This window comes from Christiangramia fulva (assembly GCF_003024155.1).
GTDB lineage: Bacteria > Bacteroidota > Bacteroidia > Flavobacteriales > Flavobacteriaceae > Christiangramia > Christiangramia fulva.
The window spans coordinates 2,528,673-2,552,426 of the sequence record NZ_CP028136.1 but is presented as its reverse complement, the minus strand read 5'-3'; the positions used below and the strand labels follow the sequence as shown (position 1 = coordinate 2,552,426).

Genomic DNA, 23,754 nt, shown 5'->3' with positions numbered 1-23,754 from the left:
TAAAGTTACCAAAATGCTATGAAATTCTTAACTTTCTTCGGAAACATTTAGCAGTTCAGGTCTTTCTGCCTTACCAAAAAGCCTTTCCTTCCAGTTGTTCCAGTGATACTTTTTCGCGAAAATGATCAAATAAATCGGATAAACGACCAGCACCGGGATCAAAACATCCCATCCTGCTGAAGGTTCCGAAACATCTTTGAGTATACTATGGGTTTGAAATGCCGTCCAATCGGCAGTGACAATTAATGCGGTAAGAAGATTGTTAGCCGCGTGAAATCCAAGAGAGAGTTCAAGACCTTCATCCATCAATGCCATAATTCCCAGCATAAACCCGGTCCCGATGTAATAGATCATGATCGTATTACCCAATTTGGTAACTTCCGGATTAAAAAAATGAAGTCCTCCAAAAATAACGGAGGAAACGACCAGGGGCACCCACCGGTTTTTTACCATCACTCCTATTCCCTGCATCAAATATCCGCGGAAAAAATATTCTTCAAAGCTGGTCTGTACGGGAATAAGAACCACTGAAATTACAAGTAAAATCAGAAATGGCTTCAGTTTAAAATTCCACAGAAAATCATCGGGATTACTGATATAATCTCCTACTGTAGTTAAAATTATAAAGATCGCAACCAGGCCGAAAGCGAACCAAAAGCGGCTCCAGTCTATTTTCTTCCGGGAAGTGGTCAAAGCGATCAAAGGCTGCTCATGAAGCTTTTTTACGATAAAAAATAAAAATCCGAGTCCAACCGCATAAGTTAAAAGCATCAGGAAAAGAAATAAATTTGAATCCAGCGCCTGCATCATATCGGTTTCGGTCATGTTCATTACCTCAAAACCCGCCTCTTTAAGTAGAACGATAGTTAGGGGAATCTGGCCGATAATGATTCCGAAAACCACGGCAATTACTCCAATGAGATATCGCCAGAAGTCATGCTGATACTTATAAACCTGTTCTATAAACATATTTTCTTAAAATTTAATTTCCCATTCTTCCGCAGGATCAAATTGCAATTCTCCCTTCATTACTTCCAGCGGAGATTCAAAATTATTGGTGAACAAACTACCGGTTCCCAATCCCTGTGGCATGTTTGAATTTAAAGTAAAGGTCCACTGTGCGATGGCATTAAGGCCAATATTGCTTTCCAGGGCACTGGTGATCCACCATCCGGTTTTATTTTTTTCGCAACTGTCGATCCATTCCTGAGTCCCTTTAAATCCGCCAATAAGGCTGGGTTTAAAGATGGCATACTGCGGCTTAATGGTTTGTATCAATTCCTGCTTTTCTGTTACATCAGTGATGCCTATTAATTCTTCATCAAGGGCAATGGCCAAAGGCGTTTTGGCACAGAGTTCTGCCATTTGATCAACCTGCCCTTGTTTTATTGGCTGTTCGATACTATGAAGTTGAAATTTTGACAATTTTTCAAGTTTATTCAGCGCATCTTTAGGAGAAAAGGCTCCATTCGCGTCAACCCTGAGTTCAATAGTTTCAGCAGAAAAATTTTCCCGGATCGAATGTAAAAGTTCCAGTTCGGTTTCAAAATCTATGGCACCAATCTTTAATTTGATGCAGTTAAAACCTTCTTTGATCTTTTCTGAAATCTGTTTTTTCATGAAATCCTTATCTCCCATCCAGATAAGGCCATTAATGGGAATTGATTTCTTTCCTTCTGTAAAATCTGAAGGAAACAGGAGAAAAGGATGTTTGGCTTCCATACTTTGAAAAGCCATTTCAACCCCAAACTGAATACTTGGAAATTCCCGCAGCTGCTCCCAAAGTTTTTCCCTGCCCAGGTTGATATTCTCACATACCCATTGCAGTTTTTCTTCGTAATCTGGCCGGTCATCATAGCTCAGGCCTCGAAACATATTACATTCTCCAATTCCGATTTTCTCCCCATCGGTAATTCTGAGAAACCAGGTGTCTTTTTCAGTAAGAACGCCCCGGGAGGTTCCACTGGGGCGTTTAAAGTATAAGGTATATTTTTTGAAAGAGGCTGAAATCATTCGGATGGTTGGATTGTGGAATTCCTGGGTTTTAGATTATTGGATATTTTATAGAGTGCTCATAAATTTTGAGATCATTTTGATGATACTACTAATTTTTGAAAGGCAGTGATTTATAAGTATTCAAAAAAAATCGCTATTTCCATTTAATTCAGTTATATAGTAATCTAGTGATCTAGTTTATATTTCAATCGATTCTCCAATTTCCAGCAACATCAAATCTTTTCCTTTTTCATAGAATTTGCGTTTGGCTTCTTCATGGTCAATTTCAATGTAACCAAAAGTATCGTAATGGCAGCCCAGGATCTTGTCGCATTCAATAAAATCACTGGCTATAATCGCGTCTTCGATTCCCATGGTGAAATTATCACCAATAGGCAATACCGCAAGATCTAATTTTGTACGCATTGGGATCAATTTCATATCCATGGTCAGGGCGGTGTCCCCGGCAATGTAGATATTTTTATGCTCTCCTTCAATAACAAATCCGCCGGGTTGCCCGCCAAACTTTCCGTCGGCAAAAGAACTGCTATGCAGCGCGTTCACATATTTTACGTTTCCGAAATCAAAATCCCAGCTTCCCCCGTGATTCATGGGATGCACTTCAATTCCCTTTTCTTCGTAATGATTGGCTATTTCAAAATTACTAACGATCACAGCCCCGGTATTTTTAGCAATAGCTTCAGCATCGAGAGTATGATCCTGATGCGCGTGAGTTAAAAGAATATAATCGGCTTTTAAATCATTAATATCGACTTTATCTTTAGAAAGTGCATTTCCTGTTATAAAAGGGTCGACGATAACATGGGTATCTCCTATTTGAAGAGCTAATGAATTCTGGCCGTAAAAGGTAATTTTCATAATCTTAATTTTGGATTTTCATAAAATTAAGCATTAGGAAAAAAATAACTCCTGAGCACTTTATATATTTTTGTTAAACTTCCGCTCAAGCCGTTACCAGATAAGGCCTATGGCAAATAACAGGGAAATCGCAAAAGTAGATAATGCGACTATTTTGAGTTCAGGATCCAGCAACATCGGATTTTCATTGGTGACCACTCTTTTTAAATGAAAGATCAAAGGAATATAACCCAGAAGGTAGATGAAATCATTAAGATCATTGGCAGAAATTACCGTATAGATCACCATAAAGAACAAAGCACCAAGTATCAGGCTGTAATGATAGTCTTTTGCCCTGTTAGCGCCCAGTTTCACTACCAAAGTGACTTTTCCTGCTTTTTTATCAGATTCCCTGTCTCTTAAATTGTTAATATTCAAAACTGCCGTACTCAATAACCCTATAGAAATTGCCGGAAAAAGGCTTATCCAGTCATGATCATGAGAATATAGATAGTAAGAACCATAAACGGCAACGATTCCGAAGAAAATAAACACGAAAACATCCCCCAGGCCTCTGTAGCCGTAAGCCGAATCACCCACAGTATATTTAATAGCCGCGACTATCGCTGCCACTCCCAAAGTAAAAAATACCAGTGCTGAAAGCCATTTTTCAGTACCAAAGGAAACATAAATAAGCAAAATTGCCAGAAAAAGTGTAGCAATCGCAGTGATAACGATGGCCTGCAGCATTTCTTTGTGAGAAATGAGTCCGCTTTGTATGGCCCTCTGCGGCCCGATCCTGTCTTCGTTATCGGTTCCTTTCACTCCGTCGCCATAATCGTTTGCAAAATTTGAAAGTATCTGCAATCCCAAGGTCGTTCCCAGGGCAAGGCTGAAAATAACTATATTGAAATGGCCCTGCTGAGCAGCCACGCTGCTTCCCACGCAAATTCCCGAAATGGATAATGGTAAAGTTCTGAGCCTCGCGGCATTGATCCAGGATGAAAATTTACTCATTAGTTCATTATTTTCACCAGAAGTTCTTTTAATAGATCCCCTTGAGAAATGTTGCCTGCACCCACTCCTTTACTTTTTACATCGGCTTCCTGCAACAGGCTTATTGCCCGGCTGGCTTTTTTCATAGAATAATTTCTTGCGGCAACCACATAATCACTCACAAAATAGGGGCTGATCTTCAGTTGTTTTGAAACACTTGCCTTTGATTTATCGGGTAGCCCATGGTATTGTAATAGCTGGGAAAAATAGCCAAAAAGTAGAGAAATCGTCACCACTATGGGATTGTCTTTTGGATTTTGAGCAAAATAATTTACAATGCGATGGGCTTTTTGAGTATCTCTGAGTCCAATGGCTTTTCTAAGTTCAAAATTATTGAAATCCTTACTTATTCCGATATTTTCTTCGATGATCTCCGGCGTGATGGTCGTTCCTTTTTCGCAAATGAGCTGTAATTTATTAAGTTCATTATCGATTTTTCCAAGATCTGTTCCTAAAAATTCAACAAGCATCTGCGATGCCTTGGGAGAAACAGCATAACCGCGGCTTTTTAGTGTTTTGGATATCCAGTCCCCAACCTGGTTTTCATACAGAGTTTTGCTTTCGAAGATCACTCCACTTTTGGAAACCGCCTTGTACAACTTCTTCCGTTTATCTATTTTCTTGTATTTGTAACAAACTACCAAAACCGTGGTAGGCATTGGATTTTCTGCATAATCTGCTAAATTTTCAATACTCCGTGAGAGATCCTGGGCCTCTTTTACGACCAAAACCTGGTAATCGGCCATCATGGGGAAGCGCTTGGCATTACTCACAATCTCGTCAACGCTGGTATCCCTTCCATAAAGGGTCATCTGGTTAAAACCTTTTTCCTCTTCCGCCAGGATATTTTCAGAAATGAATTCAGAAATCTTATCAATATAATAGGGTTCTTCGCCCATAAGAAAATAAATAGGTTTAATTTCCCTTTTCTGAATATTGGCAACAATTTGTCTGACTTCGTCCATGAATTTTTTTTAGCTGGATGGGCAGGAACTATACTGTAAAAATGTGAATTTCTTTCTTACTTTTGAAATATGCAAAAATTGAATTTCCCGCCTTATTCATTTCGGTTCAAAAATAATCAAAATAAAATAGCCGTTTTTGATGAACAACGGAAAAAATTTGTGATTCTTACCCCTGAAGAATGGGTACGGCAACATTGCGTAAAATTTTTGAAGAATAACCTGAATTATCCCGCCTCTCTTATCAATGTGGAAAAAAAAATTGAGATCGCCGGGCTCGTTAAACGCTATGATATTGTGGTTTTTGAACCCCAGGGAACTATAGATATCATTGTAGAATGTAAAGCTCCCGGAATTAAGATCAGGCAGGAAACTTTTGACCAGATTGCCCGCTATAACCTTGAGCTTAAAGCTAATTTTCTTATGTTAACTAATGGCCTGGATCATTATTTTTGCAAGATGGACTATGAGAAACAGACCTATTTATTCCTTCAAAACCTTCCCGAATACGCCTCCTCATGAAAACAGCCGTAGTGATATTGAACTGGAACGGCAGAGCTTTGCTGGAGAAATTTTTGCCTTCAGTAGTTCAACATTCAGAAGAAGCACGCATTTATGTAGCCGATAATGCATCTTCTGATGATTCAGTAGAATTTCTAAAAGAATTTTTTCCACAGGTTGAAATTATTGAAATCAAAGAAAACCTTGGATATGCCGGCGGTTATAACGAAGCGCTTAAAAAAGTATCGGAAGAACTGGTAATTTTACTCAATAGCGATGTGGAAGTTACTCCCAATTGGCTGCCTCCCATAATTTCTGCTTTTGAAAAGCAAGCTGAAGTTGCCGCGGTCCAACCTAAAATCCTTGATTATAAACGGAAAGAATTTTTCGAGTATGCCGGCGCGGCCGGAGGCTTTATCGATAAATTCGCATATCCTTTTTGTCGCGGGAGAATTTTTCAGCATCTGGAAAAAGATACTGGCCAGTACAACGATGAGACTTTTATTTTTTGGGCCAGTGGTGCCTGTCTTGCCGTAAGGAAATCGATTTTTTTTGAAGTAGGAGCCCTGGATGAAGATTTCTTTGCCCACCAGGAAGAGATCGATCTTTGCTGGAGATTAAAAAACTTTGGCTATAAAGTGAAATATGTGAGCGCATCAAAGATTTATCATGTAGGAGGTGGCACGCTGGAAATGATGAACCCCAGGAAAACATTTTATAATTTCAGAAACAGTTTATACCTCATTCTGAAAAATGTGGAGGGCTCTGAAGTTTACTATATTTTACTCGGTAGAATGGTTTTAGACGGAATTGCAGGTATAAAATTCATCATTGAAGGAAAATTCCAGCATTTCATCCAAATCCTGAAAGCTCACGGCAGTTTTTATCAAAATTTCTTCCGAATGAAAAAAAAGCGCCGCAAAGGCAGCAATACCGGGAAATATTATGAAGTTCCTTCCGTTGTATATGCACATTATATCGAAAGAAAAAATGAATTTAGGGAGCTTAAAAAATAAATCTGAAAGGAAATGTTAAAATAGCTTTTTGGCTTTACATTTTTTTGATATTTTTGGTCATTCTAACATTTAAAAAATTTAAGAAACGGATTATGAAAAAACTCATGATTTTGTCAGCTACGGTAGCTATTTTGCTATCTTCGTGTGTTTCCCAGAAGAAATACAACGAACTCGAAGCCAAACAAAAAGAAACTCAGGACCAGCTAAATACTGCAACAGTCAAATTGAATCACTGTCTTGACGAAAAAGAAAGATTGAACGATCAGATCAAAACGCTTAACAACACTAATGCAGCGCTGCTAAATAACGTAGGTAACCTTGCGACGCTTTCTAAGAAAGAAGCTGAAAACATGGAGCGTTCCCTTGAGAGCATTAAAGAGAAAGATCTTGCAATCAAAACGATGCGTGATGCCATCAACAAGAAAGATTCAGTGACTCTTGCTCTGGTAACCAGCCTTAAAGGAGCTCTTGGAAACATGAACGATGAGGATATCGAGATCAATGTTGAAAAAGGTGTTGTTTATGTGTCTATTTCAGACAAACTTCTTTTCGACAGCGGACGCTACAACCTTACTCCACGTGCTAAAGAAGTTCTTGGAAAAGTTGCTACCGTTATCAAGAACAAACCAAATATCGACTTTATGGTTGAAGGTCATACTGACAATAAACCAATCCACACTGCGATGTTCGAAGACAACTGGGATCTTAGTGTAAAACGTGCAACTTCAGTAGTAAGAACACTTCAGGAAGAATTTGGTATCGAGCCAGCTCGTATGACTGCCGCAGGTAGAAGTTATTACGTTCCTGTTGCTACTAACGAAACAGCTGAAGGTCGTGCTAAAAACCGAAGAACAAGAATCGTTATCCTTCCTAAACTTGATCAATTCTATGGAATGATCGAAGAAGGAATGGAAAAAGCCAATGAAGCTGATAATATGAAAAATTAATCAGCACTGATATTAAATAAAAAACCCGCGCGAATTGCGCGGGTTTTTTTATAGATAAATTTCGAGATTTACATGATCTCCACAGTTCCTTTTCCTTCTCTGATCACCTCGGGTTCAGGGGTGGTGAGATCTATTACGGTAGACGGTATATTGTCTCCATAACCACCGTCTATCACTATCTCCACCAGTTTATCCCACTTTTCCCTGATGAGCTCTGGATCTGTAGTATATTCCAAAACCTCATCTTCATCCCTGATTGAAGTGGAAACAATGGGGTTTCCCAATGCAGTGACGATGGCTTTACAAATATTGTTATCTGGAACCCTTATCCCCACCGTTTTTTTCTTTTTAAACACATTGGGAAGATTATTCCCGCCGGGTAAAATGAAAGTATAAGGCCCCGGAAGACAGCGTTTCAAAATTTTAAAGGTCGCCGTATCTATTTGTTTTACATAGTCGGAAAGATTGCTCAGGTCTTCACATACAAACGAAAAGTTCGCTTTTTCAAGTTTTACATTTTTTATTTGGGCGATCCTTTCAAGAGCTGAAACATTGGTGATATCACAGCCCAGACCGTAAACAGTATCGGTAGGATAAATGATCAGCCCTCCGTCCCGAAGAGTTTCTACAATGTGCTGGATTTGTTTCTGATTCGGATTTTCGTTGTAAAGCTTTATTAATTCGGCCATCTTTATTTATTTATTAAACATCCTAAAATTTACAAAATTCATGTCGCAGTATATTGATGTAAAGTAAAATTATTCCTGCTTTTCTATTTCGCTTTCCAGTTTCAGCACTTTATCGCCATCATGCTGCTTTATATAAAGGGCTTTATTTCCTTCCTCTCCATTCCTGGTAATTTTACTGCCTTTTATTGTTTTTGTAACTTTTTGCTTATAGGTTTTGATGACCTCGCCACTAGCGGTTCCACTACCCCATTTCCAGCTGACTTTACTACCTTTCCTTATCATTTTTCTTTTGAATATAAAAAGAAAGCCGCTCAGGGCGGCTTTAAATAACAGAAGTTTAACTGCTTAAGAAAGTACTTTCAACTTGGCAAACCTTAGCAGGAGTTTTTTTATACCTCCCTGCTCAAAATCGATCTCGGCCTTTTTATCCTGTCCAACACCTTCAATCTTTATAACATTTCCAATACCAAACCTTGAATGCTCCACCTGGTTTCCTTCTTCCAGCTGAATAGTATTTCTGGCAGGCGCCGGTCCCGTAGAAGCAGGCTTCAGTTTACGCAATTTTCGCAACTGCTCTTCGGTGGGTTTATGAGAAGGTGGCGGAGTTCCGCTTTTAGGCTTGGATTGTCGCAATTTGCTTTTATCCACCTCATCCCCAAAAATATCTGTATCGACGAGCGGCTGGTATTTATAATCATCCTTGGGAACCATCATATCGAGATACTGCTCATCGATCTCCTCAATAAAGCGGCTGGGCTCAGAATCCACTAGTTTTCCCCAGCGGTAACGGGAAAGCGTATAAGTAAGGTAAGCCTGTTTTTCAGCACGGGTCAGCGCCACATAAAAGAGTCGGCGTTCTTCCTCAAGTTCGCTTCGGGTATTCATGCTCATCGCCGAAGGAAAAAGATCCTCTTCCATACCTACGATATAAACATATGGAAATTCAAGTCCTTTTGCCAGGTGAATGGTCATGAGGGCCACGCGATCATCATCACCGGTATCTTTATCTAAATCGGTAGCCAGGGCAACATCTTCCAGAAATTCTGAAAGTGAGCCGGTCGTATCTGCAAGCTCTTTCTGGCCTTCAACAAAATCCCTGATACCATTAAGTAATTCCTCTATATTTTCAATTCTCGCGATCCCTTCCGGCGTGCCATCTTTTTTAAGTTCCTGCACCAAACCGGTTTTTCGCGTGACCGTTTCAGCCACCTGGAAAGCATCAGCTGTTTCATTCAAAATGGAAAAACTTTTAATCATATTCACGAAATTCTCCAGTTTTGTCTGAGTTCCGCGATTGATCTTCAAATCAAGTTTATCCAGGTTTTCAATAATTTCAAAAATTGAGCGATCATGTTTATTCGCTGCTACACTCAACCTGTCAATCGTGGTTTGCCCAATCCCCCGTGATGGATAATTAACAACACGTTTAAGGGCTTCTTCATCTTTGGGGTTCAGGGTCAATCGTAAATAGGCAAGAACATCTTTTATTTCTTTTCTCTGGTAAAAGGAAAGTCCGCCGTAGATCCTGTAGGGAATATCTTTTTTTCGCAAGGCATCCTCCATCGCACGGCTTTGTGCGTTGGTACGGTATAAAATCGCAAAATCACCATTATTCATCTGATTCTGCATTTTATTCTCAAAAATAGAACTGGCTACAAAACGCCCTTCCTCCCCATCGGTCAACAACCGGTTTACAATAATTTTAGGGCCGTCTTCATTGGCGGTCCAGACGATTTTTTCAAGTTTGGTCTTGTTTTTTTCAATGATGGAATTGGCAGCATTGACGATATTTTTGGTCGAACGATAATTCTGCTCAAGGCGATACATCTGCACATCGTCATAATCTTTTTGAAAATTAAGGATGTTGTTGATATTCGCTCCGCGGAAGGCATAGATACTCTGTGCATCGTCACCCACCACGCAAATATTCTGAAATTTATCAGAAAGTGCCCGAACGATAAGATATTGCGAATGATTTGTATCCTGGTACTCATCTACCAGGATATACCTGAAGCGGTTCTGATATTTCTGAAGCACATCGGGAAAACGGTTCAGCAGTTCATTGGTCTTCAGCAGAAGGTCGTCAAAATCCATCGCGCCTGCCTTAAAACAGCGATCAACATATTCCTTGTAAATTTCACCGAGTCGGGGTTTTTTCGACATGGCGTCGGCTTCCTGCAATTCGGGATTTTGAAAATAAGCCTTGACCGTAATTAAACTGTTTTTATAGGAAGAAATCCGGTTATAGACCTGTTTATACTTGTAAACATCTTTGTCAAGCCGAAAATCTTTTATGATCGCTCTTATCACACTTTGGGAATCCTGCGTATCATAAATTGTGAAATTCGAAGGATAACCCAGCTTTTCAGCTTCATACCTGAGGATTTTTGCAAAAACCGAATGAAAGGTTCCCATCCAGAGATTTTTTGCCTCGCTGCTTCCAACAATTTTCGAAATACGCTGCTTCATTTCCCGCGCAGCCTTATTGGTAAAGGTCAATGCAAGTATATTGAAAGGGTCGACTCCCTGGTTCATCAGGTAAGCGATCCTGAAAGTGAGCACCCTGGTTTTACCCGAACCCGCACCGGCAATTACGATCATTGGCCCGTCTTTCTGCAGCACGGGAGCCCTCTGTGCATCATTTAATTGAGCTAAATAAGCTTCCAAATTTCCTCCTTTTTTAAAAGCTGAAAGGTAACCAAATTGAGCAAAAAAGGAAACCGGTAGTCGTGCCTTTTTTGAACAATTCCTTCCCCATTACAGGCGATGAAAGATTATTTAATATCTTTAAAAAAAATTTATGCGACCGCTGGCAAAGCGAACACTAAAACTTAAGGCAATAATGAAATATTTTTTGATTCTCTTCCTTTTCTGTTCTGCAATATTGCAGGCACAGACTTCGATTCCCGAAAAAGAGTTTAATAACATTGAAGACCAGGTGATCGAATGGCGTCGGGATATACATGAGCACCCGGAACTTTCCAACCGCGAATTCAGGACTTCCGAGAAAATTGCGAATCATCTTAAAAGCCTCGGAATAGAAACAAAAACAGGAGTCGCTAAAACCGGCGTCGTGGGTATTTTAAAAGGAAAATATCCCGGAAAAACTGTGGCCCTTCGTGCCGATATCGACGCGCTGCCTGTAACCGAAAATAATGACCTTCCCTTTAAATCTCAGGTTACTAGCGAATTTCTTGGTTCCAAAACCGGGGTAATGCATGCCTGTGGGCATGATACCCACACCGCTATTTTAATGGGAGTGGCGCAGATCCTGGCTCAGCACAAAGACAAGATCCACGGCACTGTGAAATTCATTTTTCAGCCTGCGGAAGAAGGTCCGCCTCCGGGAGAAGAAGGTGGCGCTTCCCTGATGATCAAAGAAGGAGTGCTTAAAAATCCTGATGTAGATGCCATTTTTGGCCTTCACATCAATGCCGGGACACCGGTAGGAACCATTAAATATAAGCCTGAAGGAATGATGGCTGCCGTAGAAAGATTTGTTATTAATGTAAAAGGAGTTCAGGCACATGGCTCAGCACCCTGGAGCGGTGTGGATCCCATAGTTATTTCGGCAAAAATCATCGATGGACTTCAAACCATTATAAGCCGAAATGCCGATCTCACCGAATCGGCTGCGGTTATTACAGTAGGAAAGATCAGCAGCGGCGTGCGATTCAATATTATTCCCGAAACCGCTGAAATGATCGGAACCGTGAGGACCCTTGATCCCGCAAACAAAGAACTCATCTTAAAAAGAATGCGTGAAATGGTTCCTGAAATTGCCAAAGCCTACGGCGGGGAAGCCACTATCGAAATTCAGAACAATACTGCCATTACTTTTAATGATCCCGAGCTGACCCGGGAAATGCTTCCAAGCCTTAAAAAAGTAGCTGGCGACGATCACGTAGAACTGATGAAAGCCACTACCGGAGGAGAAGATTTTTCATTTTTCCAGGAAAAGGTACCCGGTTTATATTTTTACCTGGGCGGAATGCCTAAAGGCGGTGAACCAACGCGCCACCACACTCCCGGATTCTATATTGATGAAAGCGGAATGCTTCTTGGCGTAAAAGCCCTTTCACAGCTCACTCTTGATTATCTTGATGCTAATGCTCCTAAATAAAAGATTGCCTCAATGAACGAAACAGAAATTTTAGATTTTTTATATGCGATCTTACCGGCACTGATCATTGGTGCCGTGGCCTTTTTCTTTTTTCAATCCTATTTCAAAAATGAGGAAAAAAGAAGGCATTTTCAGCTGCTTCGCGAAAATAGAAAAACTGCCCTTCCCATTCGCCTGCAGGCTTACGAAAGAATGGCCTTATTCCTGGAAAGGATCGCCCCGGGAAAAATTCTTTTCAGGGTGCAACCAACTTCTGAAGAAGCCGATGCGTATTCCCGACTTTTAATCGCGAACATTGAGCAGGAATTTGAGCATAATATAGCTCAACAGGTCTATATTACCGCGGAGTGCTGGGATTATATTCGTACGGCGAAAAATGCCACCATTAACATGATCAGGAATGCCGCGGGAAAAGAGAATATCGCAAATGTCGACCAGATGAGGGAATTGATCCTGACCAATCTCATGGAAAAACAATCGCCTACAGATGCAGCTCTGGCTTACATTAAAAAGGAGGTTAAAAACCTAATTTAAACCACGAAGATTTTCTGGCCTTTTTATCAATATCTTTTCTTTCGGCATATTCGTAGCCTTCCTGCCACCACTGCTTCATCGCTTTTTTATTGAAAACAAGGGAATTTTCAGTGAGTTTTGTGGGGGTATAATAAATATTTAGCTTCACCTTTTTATTCATGGCGGCGAGTTTTCCCTCGATGATATCATGATATTCAACCTGGTCGAGTAAAAATCCGAAAAGGTTGATCATCAATGAGAACGGATTTTTCCCCAACACTTTGTTGTACTCCATATTTTCAGCTTCAAGGATAATCGCATCAACTTCGGTCGCTCCGCGCCTTATCGCTTCCCTTATCGGCACCACGCAACCCAGGCCGCCATCGGCATACTCATAGCCATTTTTCGTCGCCAGGCTCATAAACGGAATGTAATTACAGGAAATCCAGATCCAGTCACAAAAGTCGTCGTATTCAAATTCGTGAATAGATTTATATTCCACCCTGTTTTTAGAAAGATTGGATACCGTGACCACCACATCTTTTACCCTGGATTTTAACTGCTGAAAGTCCTCATGCGAAAAATTCTTTCGGATATTTCTTCTCAAGGCCTTGCTTTCCCCGAAAGTCCTTTTTTGCTTGATAAACTGCCAGAAAGTATTGAAATAATTAATGGTAACATATTCCCTACCTTCTTTCCTTTTCACCACAAAAGGATTGATACTAAAGATCTTTCGCTGGGTAACATTGGTGTAGATGTCATAGATCTTCTGGATATTTCCTGCCGCGAGGTGCGGAATAAGCAAACTTCCTGTAGAAGTTCCCACAAAAAGATCATAATTGTGTTTTTTCTCCTGGATTAAAAACTGAGCAACGCCTCCCGCAAAGGCCCCTTTGCTTCCTCCTCCAGAAATTACGAGTGCCCGCATTAAGGTTTTATTTGATTTAATTCTTTATTTCGATGTTTGGCGAATTCAAATCCGCTTTCCCACCAGGCCTTCATTTTCGTATCATCAAAAATAAGAGAATTGGTGGTCAACACACTGGGAGTATAGTAAAAATTAATAATTGCATCATTATTTGCTGCTGCAAATTTTCCAATTTTAATATTCTGAGTTTCTATGCGGTCAAGCATAAATGCAAAAAGATTGGTGATGAGTGAAAATACATTTTTTGAAGGAAGTCGGTTAAAATAGGTAACTTCCGTCTGCAGAATAATGGCATCAATTTCGGTGGCTCCACGCTGAATAGCTTCCTCGATAGGAACCATAGAACCCAAACCACCATCGGCATATTCACAGCCATTTTTAAGGACCAGGCTCATAAATGGCGTGTAATTGCAGGATATCCATATCCATTCAATAAAAGCCTCATAATCGTAATCTTTAATAGATTTATATTCAACTTCATTAAGAGAAAGGTTGGAAACCGTGACTACAATATCTTTCCCGCTCGCCTTAAGTTCTTCGAACTCTTCTTTAGAAAGGGTTTCCCTGATCAGTTTTCGAAGATTATAACTATCACCAAATGTTTTCTTTCCTTTTAAAAAATTCCGAAGCACATTAAAGTGATTGATGGTGATATTCTCATAGCCGTGCTTGCGGGTGATCAAAAAAGGCCTGTTACTAAAAATGCTGGACTGGTTTACCGAAGTAAAGACCTTTCTAACCTTTTCCGCCTTATTAAGCGCCATGTGGGAGATCAAAAGGCTTCCCGTAGAAGTACCTATAAACATATCGTAGTCCCTTTTCAGCTCCTGTGTAAGATATTGAGCCACCCCACCTGCAAAGGCACCTTTACTCCCGCCGCCTGAAATGACCAGTGCTCTCATTGGCCCGTAGTTAAAGATCTTATAAAGGAAGACTCGCTGTTATCCATTTTTCCTGAAATTTCAAGCAAACGCTGCCGATATTCATCATTTTTCATCAATTCTTTTACAAGTTCCCGGCAATATTTTTTAAAAGCAGAAGTATGATGAGTGGTACATTTTAAAAGACTTTCCAGGCTTTCCGTATTAAATGCATCGATTTGAAAAAGATAGCTGAATGCGTTTTGCCGAACCTCGAAAGGCCTCCATTCTTCAGTATACCCCGCCAGTTCATTATAATATTGGGTGGTTTTATCAGGCTCATAATCGGGTGTAACAAGATTCAGAACCAGCCAGAGCATTCTTATATTTTTATTGTAAAATCCAACCTGGTCTTCGGTTGCACGGAAATATGCCTCTCTTTTTTCGGGGAAATTTGCCCAAAGTTTGTACAATGCCGCCTCCCGTGTAACATAAGAATGATCTTTCAGCAAAGATTCAAATTCAGATTGTAAAATTTGAGGCACCTTTTCCATGGTTTGCGCGATAGCCTGCCGAACATACAGGTTATTAGTAGCAAAGGCTTTCTTATAAAGTCGGATTGCTTCTTCGGAAAGGTTTCCGGAAAGCTGGTTCACCGCTTCCTGGCCTATATAATCGTTCACCGGAAAATCAAGCGCGCGTGAAAGAATTTCCTTTTTCTCCTCAAAAGGCACTTCGCGTAAAGCCGCCAGTTTTAGATAATTTTGAAGGAATTCTGATTTTTTAAGAGATTCCAGAGCCTGTGTAGCTTTAAAAGCCGATTGCTCCAGCCAGTCTTTTTTATACTGCGAAAGGTCCTGCCCGGAAACTTCTTCCATCACTTTCAAAAAATCATCGGTTTCCACGTTTTTATAAGCATTGCGCTGCAGGTATTTTTTAATTCCTTCATGAAAAGCCTCCTCCCCAATCCTGTCTTTTAAGATCTGAAGTGCCCAGGCACCTTTTTGATAGTAGGTGAGTGAACTGCCACCGGTACGAAGAATGGCTTCCCCTTTTCCCTGGTCGCTCTTCTCTTTTAAAGTCTCTGCAGTCTGGTATAGTTTCCAGTAAAAATAATCTTCTCCAAAGATGTCTTTTTCGGCCAGCAGGGCGAAATAAGTGGCAAATCCTTCATTTAACCAGTGATGCGTGCTGTTTTTTTCGGTTACAAGATCACCAAACCACTGGTGGGCAAGCTCATGCGCATTGACATTGACATAATTTTGAACATGAAATCCAATAGAATCGGTCATCAGGGAATTAGAAAAAATAGTCATTCCCGTATTTTCCATTCCTGAATACAGAAAATCCAGTACCGGTACCTGTTTGTAATTTTTCCAGGGATAGGGAACACCAATCTCATTTTCCAGAAAATCAAAAATTCGCTCTGAATATCGATACGTGGGTTCTACATTTAAAGAATCCTGAGGCCGATAATAAAGCTGAATGGAATCTCCAGTGGAAGAAACGATGTTTTTGGAAGAATAATTTCCAGCAGCCACCCCAACCAGATAGCTGCTCATGGGTTTTTCCATATCGAATTGCCACTGAACAGTGGAATCATTAATTTTTCGACGATCTTCTAAAGTTCCATTTGAAATTAATTCATAACCGGCTGGAAATTCATAAGTAAGATCAAATACAAGTTTTTCGGTGAGGTCATCAAAACTTGGCAACCAGTTGGAAGTCTCTCTTCCCTGGCCTTGTGACCAGACTTCTTTCATACCATTTCGAGGAACCTTTTCTTGCCAGTTTATAAAATAAAGTGCTTTTTTGGGAAATGCGGTATAGGAAAAACCAATCTTATTCCCGCTTGATGGCCTGAACTTTCGAAGTAGGAAAATTCCGTTTTCATCCTTTTTGAATTTAACAGGTTTTCCATTCAAAGTTACCTCGCTAAACTGCATATTCTTACCGTCTATGTGCAGGGAATCTGAAGATTTCAGCACATCGAATACAAAATTGATATTGCCTTCGACTTTATTCCCTTCCGGAAAAATCCTGATTATGGCCCTGGCTTCTTTAAAATCGAAAAAATCGGTTTGCGTAAAATTATTTTCCTGAGCCAAAATGTTGATCGACCAGAAAATGAAGACTAATATTAACTGTTTTCGCATGTAACTGTGGAGAATATCATTGGCAAATTACAAAAATGACGCTTCACAAAAAACAATCTGTTTGAAAAACTGAAAGCCAGGGAAGGCAAAAGATTAAAAGCGATTTAATATCTTCGTTTTATGAGCGGTAATTTGTTGCAAACTCCCATCGAATACCTAAAGGGCGTTGGTCCGGCGCGGGCAGAGCTTCTAAAGAAAGAACTCGGCATTTTTACTTACCGTGATCTCATCAACTTTTTCCCTAATCGCTATATTGATAAAACGCGCTTCTATAAAATCGCCGAATTACAAAGAAACTCCTCTGATGTTCAGGTGGTCGGCAAAATTGTTCATCTTAAAACCGTGGAACAAAAAAGGGGAAAAAGGCTGGTAGCCGATTTTATAGACGATACCGGGAGAATGGAACTTGTTTGGTTCAGGGGCCATAAATGGATTCGGGAAAATCTTAAGCTCAATACCCCCTACGTGATTTTTGGGAAAACCAACTGGTTTAACGGCATGTTTAGCATGCCGCATCCTGAAATGGAACTGGCAAGCGACTACAAGAACAACCTAAGAACTGCCATGCAGCCGGTTTATTCAAGCACTGAACTTCTTGCAAAAAAAGGAGTGACCAATCGGGTAATGATGAAATTTATTCAGGAAGCTTTAAAGCAAACCGGATTCCGATTTTCAGAAAGCCTGAGCGATGAACTGATCTCTGACCTGAAATTAATTTCGAAATCGGAGGCTTTATTTAATATTCATTTTCCCAAAAACCAGGAGCTGTTGGCGAAAGCTCAGTTCAGGTTGAAATTTGAAGAATTATTCTACATCCAGTTGCAATTATTGAGGAGGAATCTTCTGCATAAACGCAAAATAAAAGGCTTCAATTTTGATAAAGTAGGAAGTAATTTTAACGACTTCTACCAGCAGCATTTACCCTTCGATTTAACCGATGCGCAAAAGCGTGTGATAAAAGAAATAAGGAGCGATCTTGGCAGCGGCGCGCAAATGAACAGGCTGTTGCAGGGAGATGTAGGATCTGGAAAGACCATTGTAGCCCTAATGTCAATGTTTATGGCACTTGACAACGGATTCCAGGCCTGTTTAATGGCTCCTACTGAAATTTTGTCAGTTCAGCATTATAATGGTTTAGTTGAATTATGTAAAGAATTGAATACCAGTATTTATTTACTTACCGGTTCAACTAAAACTTCAAAAAGGAAAGAAATTCACGAAAAACTTGAAAATGGCGAGATCGACATCCTGATTGGCACCCATGCACTGATCGAAGATAAGGTAAAATTTAAGAATTTAGGACTGGCAATTGTTGATGAACAACATCGTTTTGGAGTTGCCCAAAGAGCAAAATTATGGAAGAAAAATATCGTTCCGCCGCACGTTCTGGTCATGACCGCTACCCCTATTCCGCGAACCCTCGCGATGAGCGTCTATGGCGACCTTGATATTTCGGTTATTGACGAACTGCCTCCCGGCAGGAAACCTGTAAAAACCGTCCACCGATATGATTCCAACCGACTGAAAGTTTTTCGATTTATAAGAGAGGAAATTGAAAAAGGCAGACAGGTATATATCGTGTATCCCTTAATCCAGGAATCTGAAAAAATGGACTATAAAGACCTCATGGACGGATATGAAAGTATCGCCCGGGAATTTCCCGATTTTCAGCTTTCAATCGTTCACGGACAAATGAAACCAGCCGATAAGGATTACGAGATGGAACGTTTCGTAAAAGGGGAAACCCAAATTATGGTAGCCACCACCGTTATAGAGGTTGGAGTAAATGTGCCTAATGCCAGTGTAATGATCATAGAAAGCGCTGAAAGGTTCGGACTTTCCCAGTTACACCAGTTACGAGGCAGGGTGGGCCGGGGAGCCGATCAAAGCTATTGCATATTAATGACCAGCCACAAGCTCAGTGAAGACAGTAAAACCAGGATCTCTACGATGACTGCCACCACCGATGGTTTTGAGATCGCCGAAGTAGACCTAAAACTTCGTGGTCCCGGCGACCTGATGGGCACACAGCAGAGCGGCGTTTTAAACCTTAAAATCGCCGATGTGGTTAAGGATAACGACATTCTTAAAGCGGCTAGAGCTTATGCATCGGCATTGTTAAAAGAAGATCCTGACCTGAGCCTGGAGAAAAATGCGGTTATAAAAAATTCCTACAGCCGACTGATGAAAAACAAGACGATCTGGAATTACATCAGCTAGTAAACCCTTTGCTTTTAGTGAACTAAACCCAGAATATCGCCTTTTGGCGATAAAATATTCTATTACATCGAAAAGTTGGTTCAAAAAGTACGGGATATCCCTTATTTCTATAATTTCACCTTTCTAAACTTTTTAAAACCAATAAAGTATGAAAAATTTAACCCCCCTTTTCATTCTGATGATCTTAGTATTTTCAGGATGTAGTACTGAGTCTCTAGAAGACCAGGGTCAACTCTCGAATTATGACGCTAAAGCTAAAGCGCAAGCCAACAATGACAATTCACCTACTCAATTAGGAACTCCAGAAATTCTTTGTGGAGAAGCCACAGCCGAAAGTTGGCCAATAGGAATTAAAGCAGGTTCTAATGGTACTCCCGGTGGTATTAAAGTTCAATGGATGACTGAAGCAGATTTTATTGCAAATGGAAATGAATGGGACGATTCTGCCTGTCAGTTTAATTCAAAAACTTCAGATTATGAACTTGCACAAGACGGTGAAGCATGGATAGATCTTGCTGTTTTTATAGATCCTAGCACTGATATGAATTGCGCCATGCAGTGGGATTGTAATGAAACGTATGTTTTTAGAGTCAAAGCTGAAAATCCAAATGGGAACGAATACCGTTCAAGTGAGTGGTCTACAGAATATTATTGTACATCTCAACCTTGTGAAACAATTTGTACACATGGTTTAGGATATTGGAAAAATCATAGTAATGAAAATCCAGGTCAACAATTGAATAGATGGAATACTGATAATCTTGATTTAGGTTCGGTTAATTATGATCAGAGTCAATTAAATCGAATAATGGATCAAAAAGTAGAAGGCAATGGGCTCGTTTCTCTTGCTCATCATTTAATTGCAGCTAAACTTAATATTGCGAATGGTGTAGATGATAGCTCTATAGCTCAAACTATTATTGATGCTGATGCTATGATTGGTTCTTTGGAAGTGCCTCCTGTAGGAAGTGGATCTTTAACAACCTCTGAGGTGGAAACATTAAAAGATGCCTTAGAAGCATTTAATACCTCAAATCCCTGTGATGATAATGATACTGCAGAATAAATAATTCTAAATACATAATTTTTAAAAGACCGCCCAGCGCGGTCTTTTTTATTTTTAACAATTTCCTTTTAATCTTTTTTCCTATCTTTAGAAAATCCTACTCACCTATTCCCCAAAGTTTTAGCTATAAATTACTTCTGCTCCCAATTTTATTTTAGCCTTATTGCGCCCCGATTTCGTATAAAAAACAGCAAAACCAAAAATTCAATAAATTATGAGATCACTAAACATCAAACCACTGCTGATAGGCTTTTTGCTTATCTTTTTTATTTTTGAAGGCTATTCACAGGACACTCCTGAAATGAGCATGGAGAAAAAACTCTACCAGGAGTATAAGTCTAAAGGAGTTGATAAAGCTCTGAAAATGTACGACAAAAGCGATATGAAAGGCAATGAGTACACCTTTATGAGCGAACCTCTTAACCAGCTTGGTTACCAGATCATGCTGCAGGATAAAGACCTTGACGCTGCTGAAAAGATCTTTATGGCACAGATAGAAGAATATCCTAACCAGGCAAATCCTTACGATTCTTATGGCGACCTGCTATTACAGAAAGGCAATAAGGAAAAAGCAAGGCAAAATTTTGAAAAAGCCGTTAAACTAGCCGCTGACATTAAAGACCCGGCTATGAAGGAAAGACTGCTGTATGCATCTAAACCCAAACTGGCGAAACTTAACGGAGCAGGCAATAAGCTCGATTTTCTTGAAGGCACCTGGAACGTAAAAGATTACAATTTTCAGGATGGAAATAGAAATTTGACGGAGGAAGCTACGGTTACCTTCTCTAAAGAAAATTCGATTCTTAAAGCCGTTAGGCACGATAAGTCAGGAGAATATCAGGGCACCAGGATCATAGCCTACGATGCCGTGGATGACGAATACGATATGGTTTATTTAAGGGACGGTGTATCGGGAATTGAACCTTCCACCTTGAAAATGGAAAATTCTTCTCCTGATAAAGTTGTAATGACCGAAAAATACACCTCCGATGATGGTAAAGAGTTTACCGTCAAACACATTATTAAACCGCAGGGAAATGAGATCAACTGGGAAATAGTAGATCTTACTGATGGAGCAGATAAAAAGGTAGCTGAAATGGTTTTTAATAAACAATAAAACAAAATACAGCCGGCAATTCAAAAAAAGAGAACTTTTAAAAAGCTTCCATTGCGTCAAAATGAACCTGCCGATCGGCAGGTTCATTTGTTTTAAACTTCTAAAACAATTGTTTATCAACTACTTATACTATTAAACTGGCTCAGAATTACATTTTCACGCACTTTTTTTCGGCCTCTTTTTATTTCTTCTGTTTCTAAATGAGATATTATTATGCTAAAAATTTTGGTAATACTATCTTTGCAGACTGAAAATGCTGATTCATGAAGATTTCATACAACTGGCTTAAACAATTTATCAAGCTCCCGGACAATGCTGAAGAAACCGGAAAACTTTTAACAGACCTTGGCCTTGAAGTAGAAGGAATTACAAGCTTCCAAAGTATAAAAGGTGGCCTTGAAGGCGTGGTCGTGGGCCATGTGCTTAGCTGCAGCGAGCACCCTAATGCTGATAAGCTACAACTTACAAAGGTTAACCTAGGCAATGGGGAAGAAGTACAGATCGTTTGCGGAGCACCAAATATCGCTGCAGGACAAAAAGTACCGGTAGCCACTGTTGGTACAACCCTCTTTGACGAAAAAGGTGAAGCCTGGGATATCAGAAAAAGTAAAATTCGCGGTGAAATAAGCCATGGAATGATCTGTTCAGAAAAAGAACTTGGACTGGGGCAGAGCCATGAGGGAATTATGGTGATGGATAACAGCCTCGCTCCCGGAACACCCGTAGCCAAAATATTTGATGTTGAAAATGATGAAGTTTTCGAGATCGGTCTTACTCCTAACCGTGCCGATGCGATGAGCCACTGGGGGGTGGCGCGCGATCTAAAAGCCGGATATCAGCAAAAGGGGAAAAGCCTGGAACTTATCACTCCTTCGGTAAGCAGCTTTCATGTGGACAATCGCAGCCTGAAAATTCCTATAAAAGTTGAAAGTTCTAACCTCGCGCCAAGGTATTGTGGTGTAAGTCTTTCTAATGTAAAAGTTGGTGAATCTCCAAAATGGTTAAAAAACCGACTTAAAGCCATAGGGATCATCCCTAAAAATAACGTGGTCGACGCTACCAATTATGTAATGCATGAGCTGGGGCAACCACTTCACGCTTTCGATGCGGGGAAAATAGCCGGGAATGAGATCAATGTGAAAACTTTGAAAAGCGGCACTAAATTTATCACTCTGGACGGTGTGGAACGCGAGCTTCATGAAGAAGACCTGATGATCTGTGATGCCGAAAAACCTTTGTGCATAGCAGGAGTTTTTGGAGGTTTAACTAGTGGAGTGACTGAAAATACCACGCAGGTTTTCCTGGAAAGTGCCTATTTCAATCCGGTGAGCATTCGAAAAACTGCCAAAAGGCACGGCCTGAATACCGATGCGTCCTTTAGGTTTGAACGCGGAATCGATCCAAATGCCGTGGAATATGCCCTTAAACGTGCCGCCTTACTGATCAAAGAAATTGCCGGTGCCGATGTCACCAGCGATATCGATGACCTTTATCCAAAAAAGATCGAAGATTTCCAGGTTTTCCTCACCTTTGAAAAGGTAAATAATCTTATCGGTGAAAATCTTCAGGAAGAAACTATAAAAGCTATTCTCGCTTCTTTGGAAATCAGGGTCAACAATGTTTCAGAAACCGGCATGGGCCTTACCATTCCTTCTTATCGTGTGGACGTGCAGCGGGAATCTGATGTTATCGAGGAAATTCTCAGGGTATATGGTTATAATAATATCAAATTTGGAGAAAAGCTCAGTCTTTCTGTTGCGAATTCATCAAAATTCGAAGATTATAAACTCCAGAATATTATTGCGAACCAGCTGGTGGGACAGGGATTTTACGAAAGTATGTCTAATTCGCTTAGCTCCCCATTCTACTCCAGCCTCAGCGAAAACCTGAAAGAAGAATATGAAGTTAAGATGTTGAATCCACTTAGCCAGGAACTTTCTGTATTAAGGCAAACTTTGCTTTTTTCGGGGCTCGAGAGTATCGCCTACAACATTAACAGGAAACGCAACAGTATAAAAATATTTGAGTTTGGAAAAACTTATCATTCTTACGTTAGCGGAAGAGAAGAAAACAAACATCTTTCAGTATTTATAAGTGGACTGAGAGCTGCAGAACGCTGGAATTCTTCTGCTGAAAAAGAAAATTTCTTTTATCTGAAAGGGATTATCCAGGCAATTTTCGAAAAACTGGGAATTCCCGATTTAAAGTCGAAAATGGTAAAAAATGATGTTTTTTCAGAAGGCCTTCAAATAAATTCCGCGAAAGCGAAACTGGCGGAATTCGGAGTGGTGAAAAAATCAATTCTGAAGAAATTTGATATCGAACAGGAAGTTCTTTACGCCGATCTTAACTGGGACGAAATCCTGGAAATAGCCAAAGAACAAAAGCCTACTTACGCTTCAATATCGAAATATCCGGCTATGCGCAGGGATTTTGCCCTATTGCTCGATAAGAATGTCACTTATGAGGAGATCGAGAATATTGCGCTTCAAACAGAGAAAAAACTACTAAAAGGTGTGGATCTCTTTGACGTGTATGAAGGGAAAAATCTTCCGGAAGGCAAAAAAAGTTACGCGGTAAGTTTTATTTTTCAGGATGAGAAAAAAACACTCACCGATAAACAGGTGGACAAAATGATGAAAAAGCTTCAGCAAAGATTTGAAAAAGAATTAAAGGCTGAACTTCGATAATAAAAAAGGCTGTTCATAAAATGTTTTAAACAGCCTTTTCACTTTTTCATTTTAGCC

General features: G+C 40.1%; 20 protein-coding genes. 9 read left to right on the top strand and 11 right to left on the bottom strand.

From position 1 onward, the window contains the following. Positions 1 to 27 precede the first annotated feature (27 nt). The 5 genes from C7S20_RS11370 to holA all read right to left on the bottom strand — a co-directional run bounded on the left by C7S20_RS11370 (position 28) and on the right by holA (position 4,874). Positions 28 to 969: a CPBP family intramembrane glutamic endopeptidase gene (locus C7S20_RS11370; protein ID WP_107012576.1), complete on the bottom strand. Its 942-nt coding sequence runs from the start codon at positions 967 to 969 to the stop codon at positions 28 to 30. A gap of 6 nt (positions 970 to 975) precedes the next feature. Beyond that, positions 976 to 2,010 (bottom strand): o-succinylbenzoate synthase, encoded by a 1,035-nt coding sequence (locus C7S20_RS11365; RefSeq protein ID WP_107014215.1) that lies wholly within the window; start codon positions 2,008 to 2,010, stop codon positions 976 to 978. A gap of 183 nt (positions 2,011 to 2,193) precedes the next feature. Continuing rightward, positions 2,194 to 2,874 (bottom strand): metal-dependent hydrolase, encoded by a 681-nt coding sequence (locus C7S20_RS11360; RefSeq protein WP_107012575.1) that lies wholly within the window; start codon positions 2,872 to 2,874, stop codon positions 2,194 to 2,196. A 93-nt stretch (positions 2,875 to 2,967) separates the two neighbouring features. After that, positions 2,968 to 3,870, bottom strand: a complete 903-nt coding sequence (locus C7S20_RS11355; protein WP_107012574.1) for a 1,4-dihydroxy-2-naphthoate polyprenyltransferase — start codon at positions 3,868 to 3,870, stop codon at positions 2,968 to 2,970. After that, positions 3,870 to 4,874, bottom strand: coding sequence for a DNA polymerase III subunit delta (holA, locus tag C7S20_RS11350; protein WP_107012573.1), 1,005 nt, complete (start codon positions 4,872 to 4,874; stop codon positions 3,870 to 3,872). The genes C7S20_RS11355 and holA overlap by 1 nt, the downstream gene beginning before the upstream one ends. A gap of 69 nt (positions 4,875 to 4,943) precedes the next feature. Between holA and C7S20_RS11345 the strand changes: the two genes are divergently transcribed. From C7S20_RS11345 to C7S20_RS11335, 3 genes are all read left to right on the top strand, one after another. After that, on the top strand, positions 4,944 to 5,393 hold the full coding sequence (locus C7S20_RS11345; RefSeq protein ID WP_107012572.1) for a type I restriction enzyme HsdR N-terminal domain-containing protein: 450 nt from the start codon (positions 4,944 to 4,946) through the stop codon (positions 5,391 to 5,393). Next, complete coding sequence (locus tag C7S20_RS11340) at positions 5,390 to 6,388, top strand: glycosyltransferase family 2 protein (RefSeq protein WP_107012571.1); 999 nt, start codon at positions 5,390 to 5,392, stop codon at positions 6,386 to 6,388. The genes C7S20_RS11345 and C7S20_RS11340 overlap by 4 nt, the downstream gene beginning before the upstream one ends. 92 nt (positions 6,389 to 6,480) lie before the next feature. Further along, positions 6,481 to 7,335, top strand: a complete 855-nt coding sequence (locus C7S20_RS11335) for an OmpA/MotB family protein (protein ID WP_107012570.1) — start codon at positions 6,481 to 6,483, stop codon at positions 7,333 to 7,335. Between the two features lie 68 nt (positions 7,336 to 7,403). On the opposite strand, the gene C7S20_RS11330 is transcribed toward C7S20_RS11335, so the two are convergent. The 3 genes from C7S20_RS11330 to C7S20_RS11320 all read right to left on the bottom strand — a co-directional run bounded on the left by C7S20_RS11330 (position 7,404) and on the right by C7S20_RS11320 (position 10,691). Next, positions 7,404 to 8,024: an L-threonylcarbamoyladenylate synthase gene (locus tag C7S20_RS11330; RefSeq protein WP_107012569.1), complete on the bottom strand. Its 621-nt coding sequence runs from the start codon at positions 8,022 to 8,024 to the stop codon at positions 7,404 to 7,406. A gap of 69 nt (positions 8,025 to 8,093) precedes the next feature. Then, positions 8,094 to 8,306, bottom strand: coding sequence for a hypervirulence associated TUDOR domain-containing protein (locus C7S20_RS11325; RefSeq protein WP_107012568.1), 213 nt, complete (start codon positions 8,304 to 8,306; stop codon positions 8,094 to 8,096). Positions 8,307 to 8,369: 63 nt separating this feature from the next. Next, positions 8,370 to 10,691, bottom strand: coding sequence for an ATP-dependent helicase (locus C7S20_RS11320; protein WP_107012567.1), 2,322 nt, complete (start codon positions 10,689 to 10,691; stop codon positions 8,370 to 8,372). 175 nt (positions 10,692 to 10,866) lie between these two features. Here C7S20_RS11320 and C7S20_RS11315 point away from each other — a divergent pair, with 175 nt between their 5' ends. Beyond that, a complete protein-coding gene (locus C7S20_RS11315; protein WP_107014214.1) occupies positions 10,867 to 12,147 on the top strand; it encodes an amidohydrolase in 1,281 nt (426 codons plus the stop codon). A gap of 12 nt (positions 12,148 to 12,159) precedes the next feature. After that, positions 12,160 to 12,681, top strand: a complete 522-nt coding sequence (locus tag C7S20_RS11310; protein ID WP_107012566.1) for a DUF7935 family protein — start codon at positions 12,160 to 12,162, stop codon at positions 12,679 to 12,681. On the opposite strand, the gene C7S20_RS11305 is transcribed toward C7S20_RS11310, so the two are convergent. The 3 genes from C7S20_RS11305 to C7S20_RS11295 are packed head-to-tail and all read right to left on the bottom strand — an operon-like array spanning position 12,665 to position 16,604. Then, positions 12,665 to 13,588, bottom strand: a complete 924-nt coding sequence (locus tag C7S20_RS11305; RefSeq protein WP_107012565.1) for a patatin-like phospholipase family protein — start codon at positions 13,586 to 13,588, stop codon at positions 12,665 to 12,667. The two genes, C7S20_RS11310 and C7S20_RS11305, sit on opposite strands and share 17 nt — an antisense overlap. Then, positions 13,588 to 14,490, bottom strand: coding sequence for a patatin-like phospholipase family protein (locus tag C7S20_RS11300; protein WP_107012564.1), 903 nt, complete (start codon positions 14,488 to 14,490; stop codon positions 13,588 to 13,590). Before C7S20_RS11300 ends, C7S20_RS11305 begins: the two co-directional genes overlap by 1 nt. Next, positions 14,487 to 16,604: a M1 family metallopeptidase gene (locus tag C7S20_RS11295; RefSeq protein WP_107012563.1), complete on the bottom strand. Its 2,118-nt coding sequence runs from the start codon at positions 16,602 to 16,604 to the stop codon at positions 14,487 to 14,489. The genes C7S20_RS11300 and C7S20_RS11295 overlap by 4 nt, the downstream gene beginning before the upstream one ends. A 120-nt stretch (positions 16,605 to 16,724) precedes the next feature. Here C7S20_RS11295 and recG point away from each other — a divergent pair, with 120 nt between their 5' ends. The 4 genes from recG to pheT all read left to right on the top strand — a co-directional run bounded on the left by recG (position 16,725) and on the right by pheT (position 23,697). After that, on the top strand, positions 16,725 to 18,824 hold the full coding sequence (recG, locus tag C7S20_RS11290) for an ATP-dependent DNA helicase RecG (RefSeq protein ID WP_107012562.1): 2,100 nt from the start codon (positions 16,725 to 16,727) through the stop codon (positions 18,822 to 18,824). A 148-nt stretch (positions 18,825 to 18,972) separates the two neighbouring features. Continuing rightward, a complete protein-coding gene (locus C7S20_RS11285; RefSeq protein WP_107012561.1) occupies positions 18,973 to 19,890 on the top strand; it encodes a hypothetical protein in 918 nt (305 codons plus the stop codon). Positions 19,891 to 20,104: 214 nt separating this feature from the next. Further along, positions 20,105 to 21,007 carry a tetratricopeptide repeat protein gene (locus C7S20_RS11280; RefSeq protein ID WP_107012560.1) on the top strand — a complete coding sequence of 301 codons (903 nt, stop codon included), beginning with the start codon at positions 20,105 to 20,107 and terminating at the stop codon, positions 21,005 to 21,007. A 263-nt stretch (positions 21,008 to 21,270) separates the two neighbouring features. After that, positions 21,271 to 23,697, top strand: a complete 2,427-nt coding sequence (gene pheT, locus C7S20_RS11275) for a phenylalanine--tRNA ligase subunit beta (RefSeq protein ID WP_107012559.1) — start codon at positions 21,271 to 21,273, stop codon at positions 23,695 to 23,697. Positions 23,698 to 23,754 lie beyond the last annotated feature (57 nt).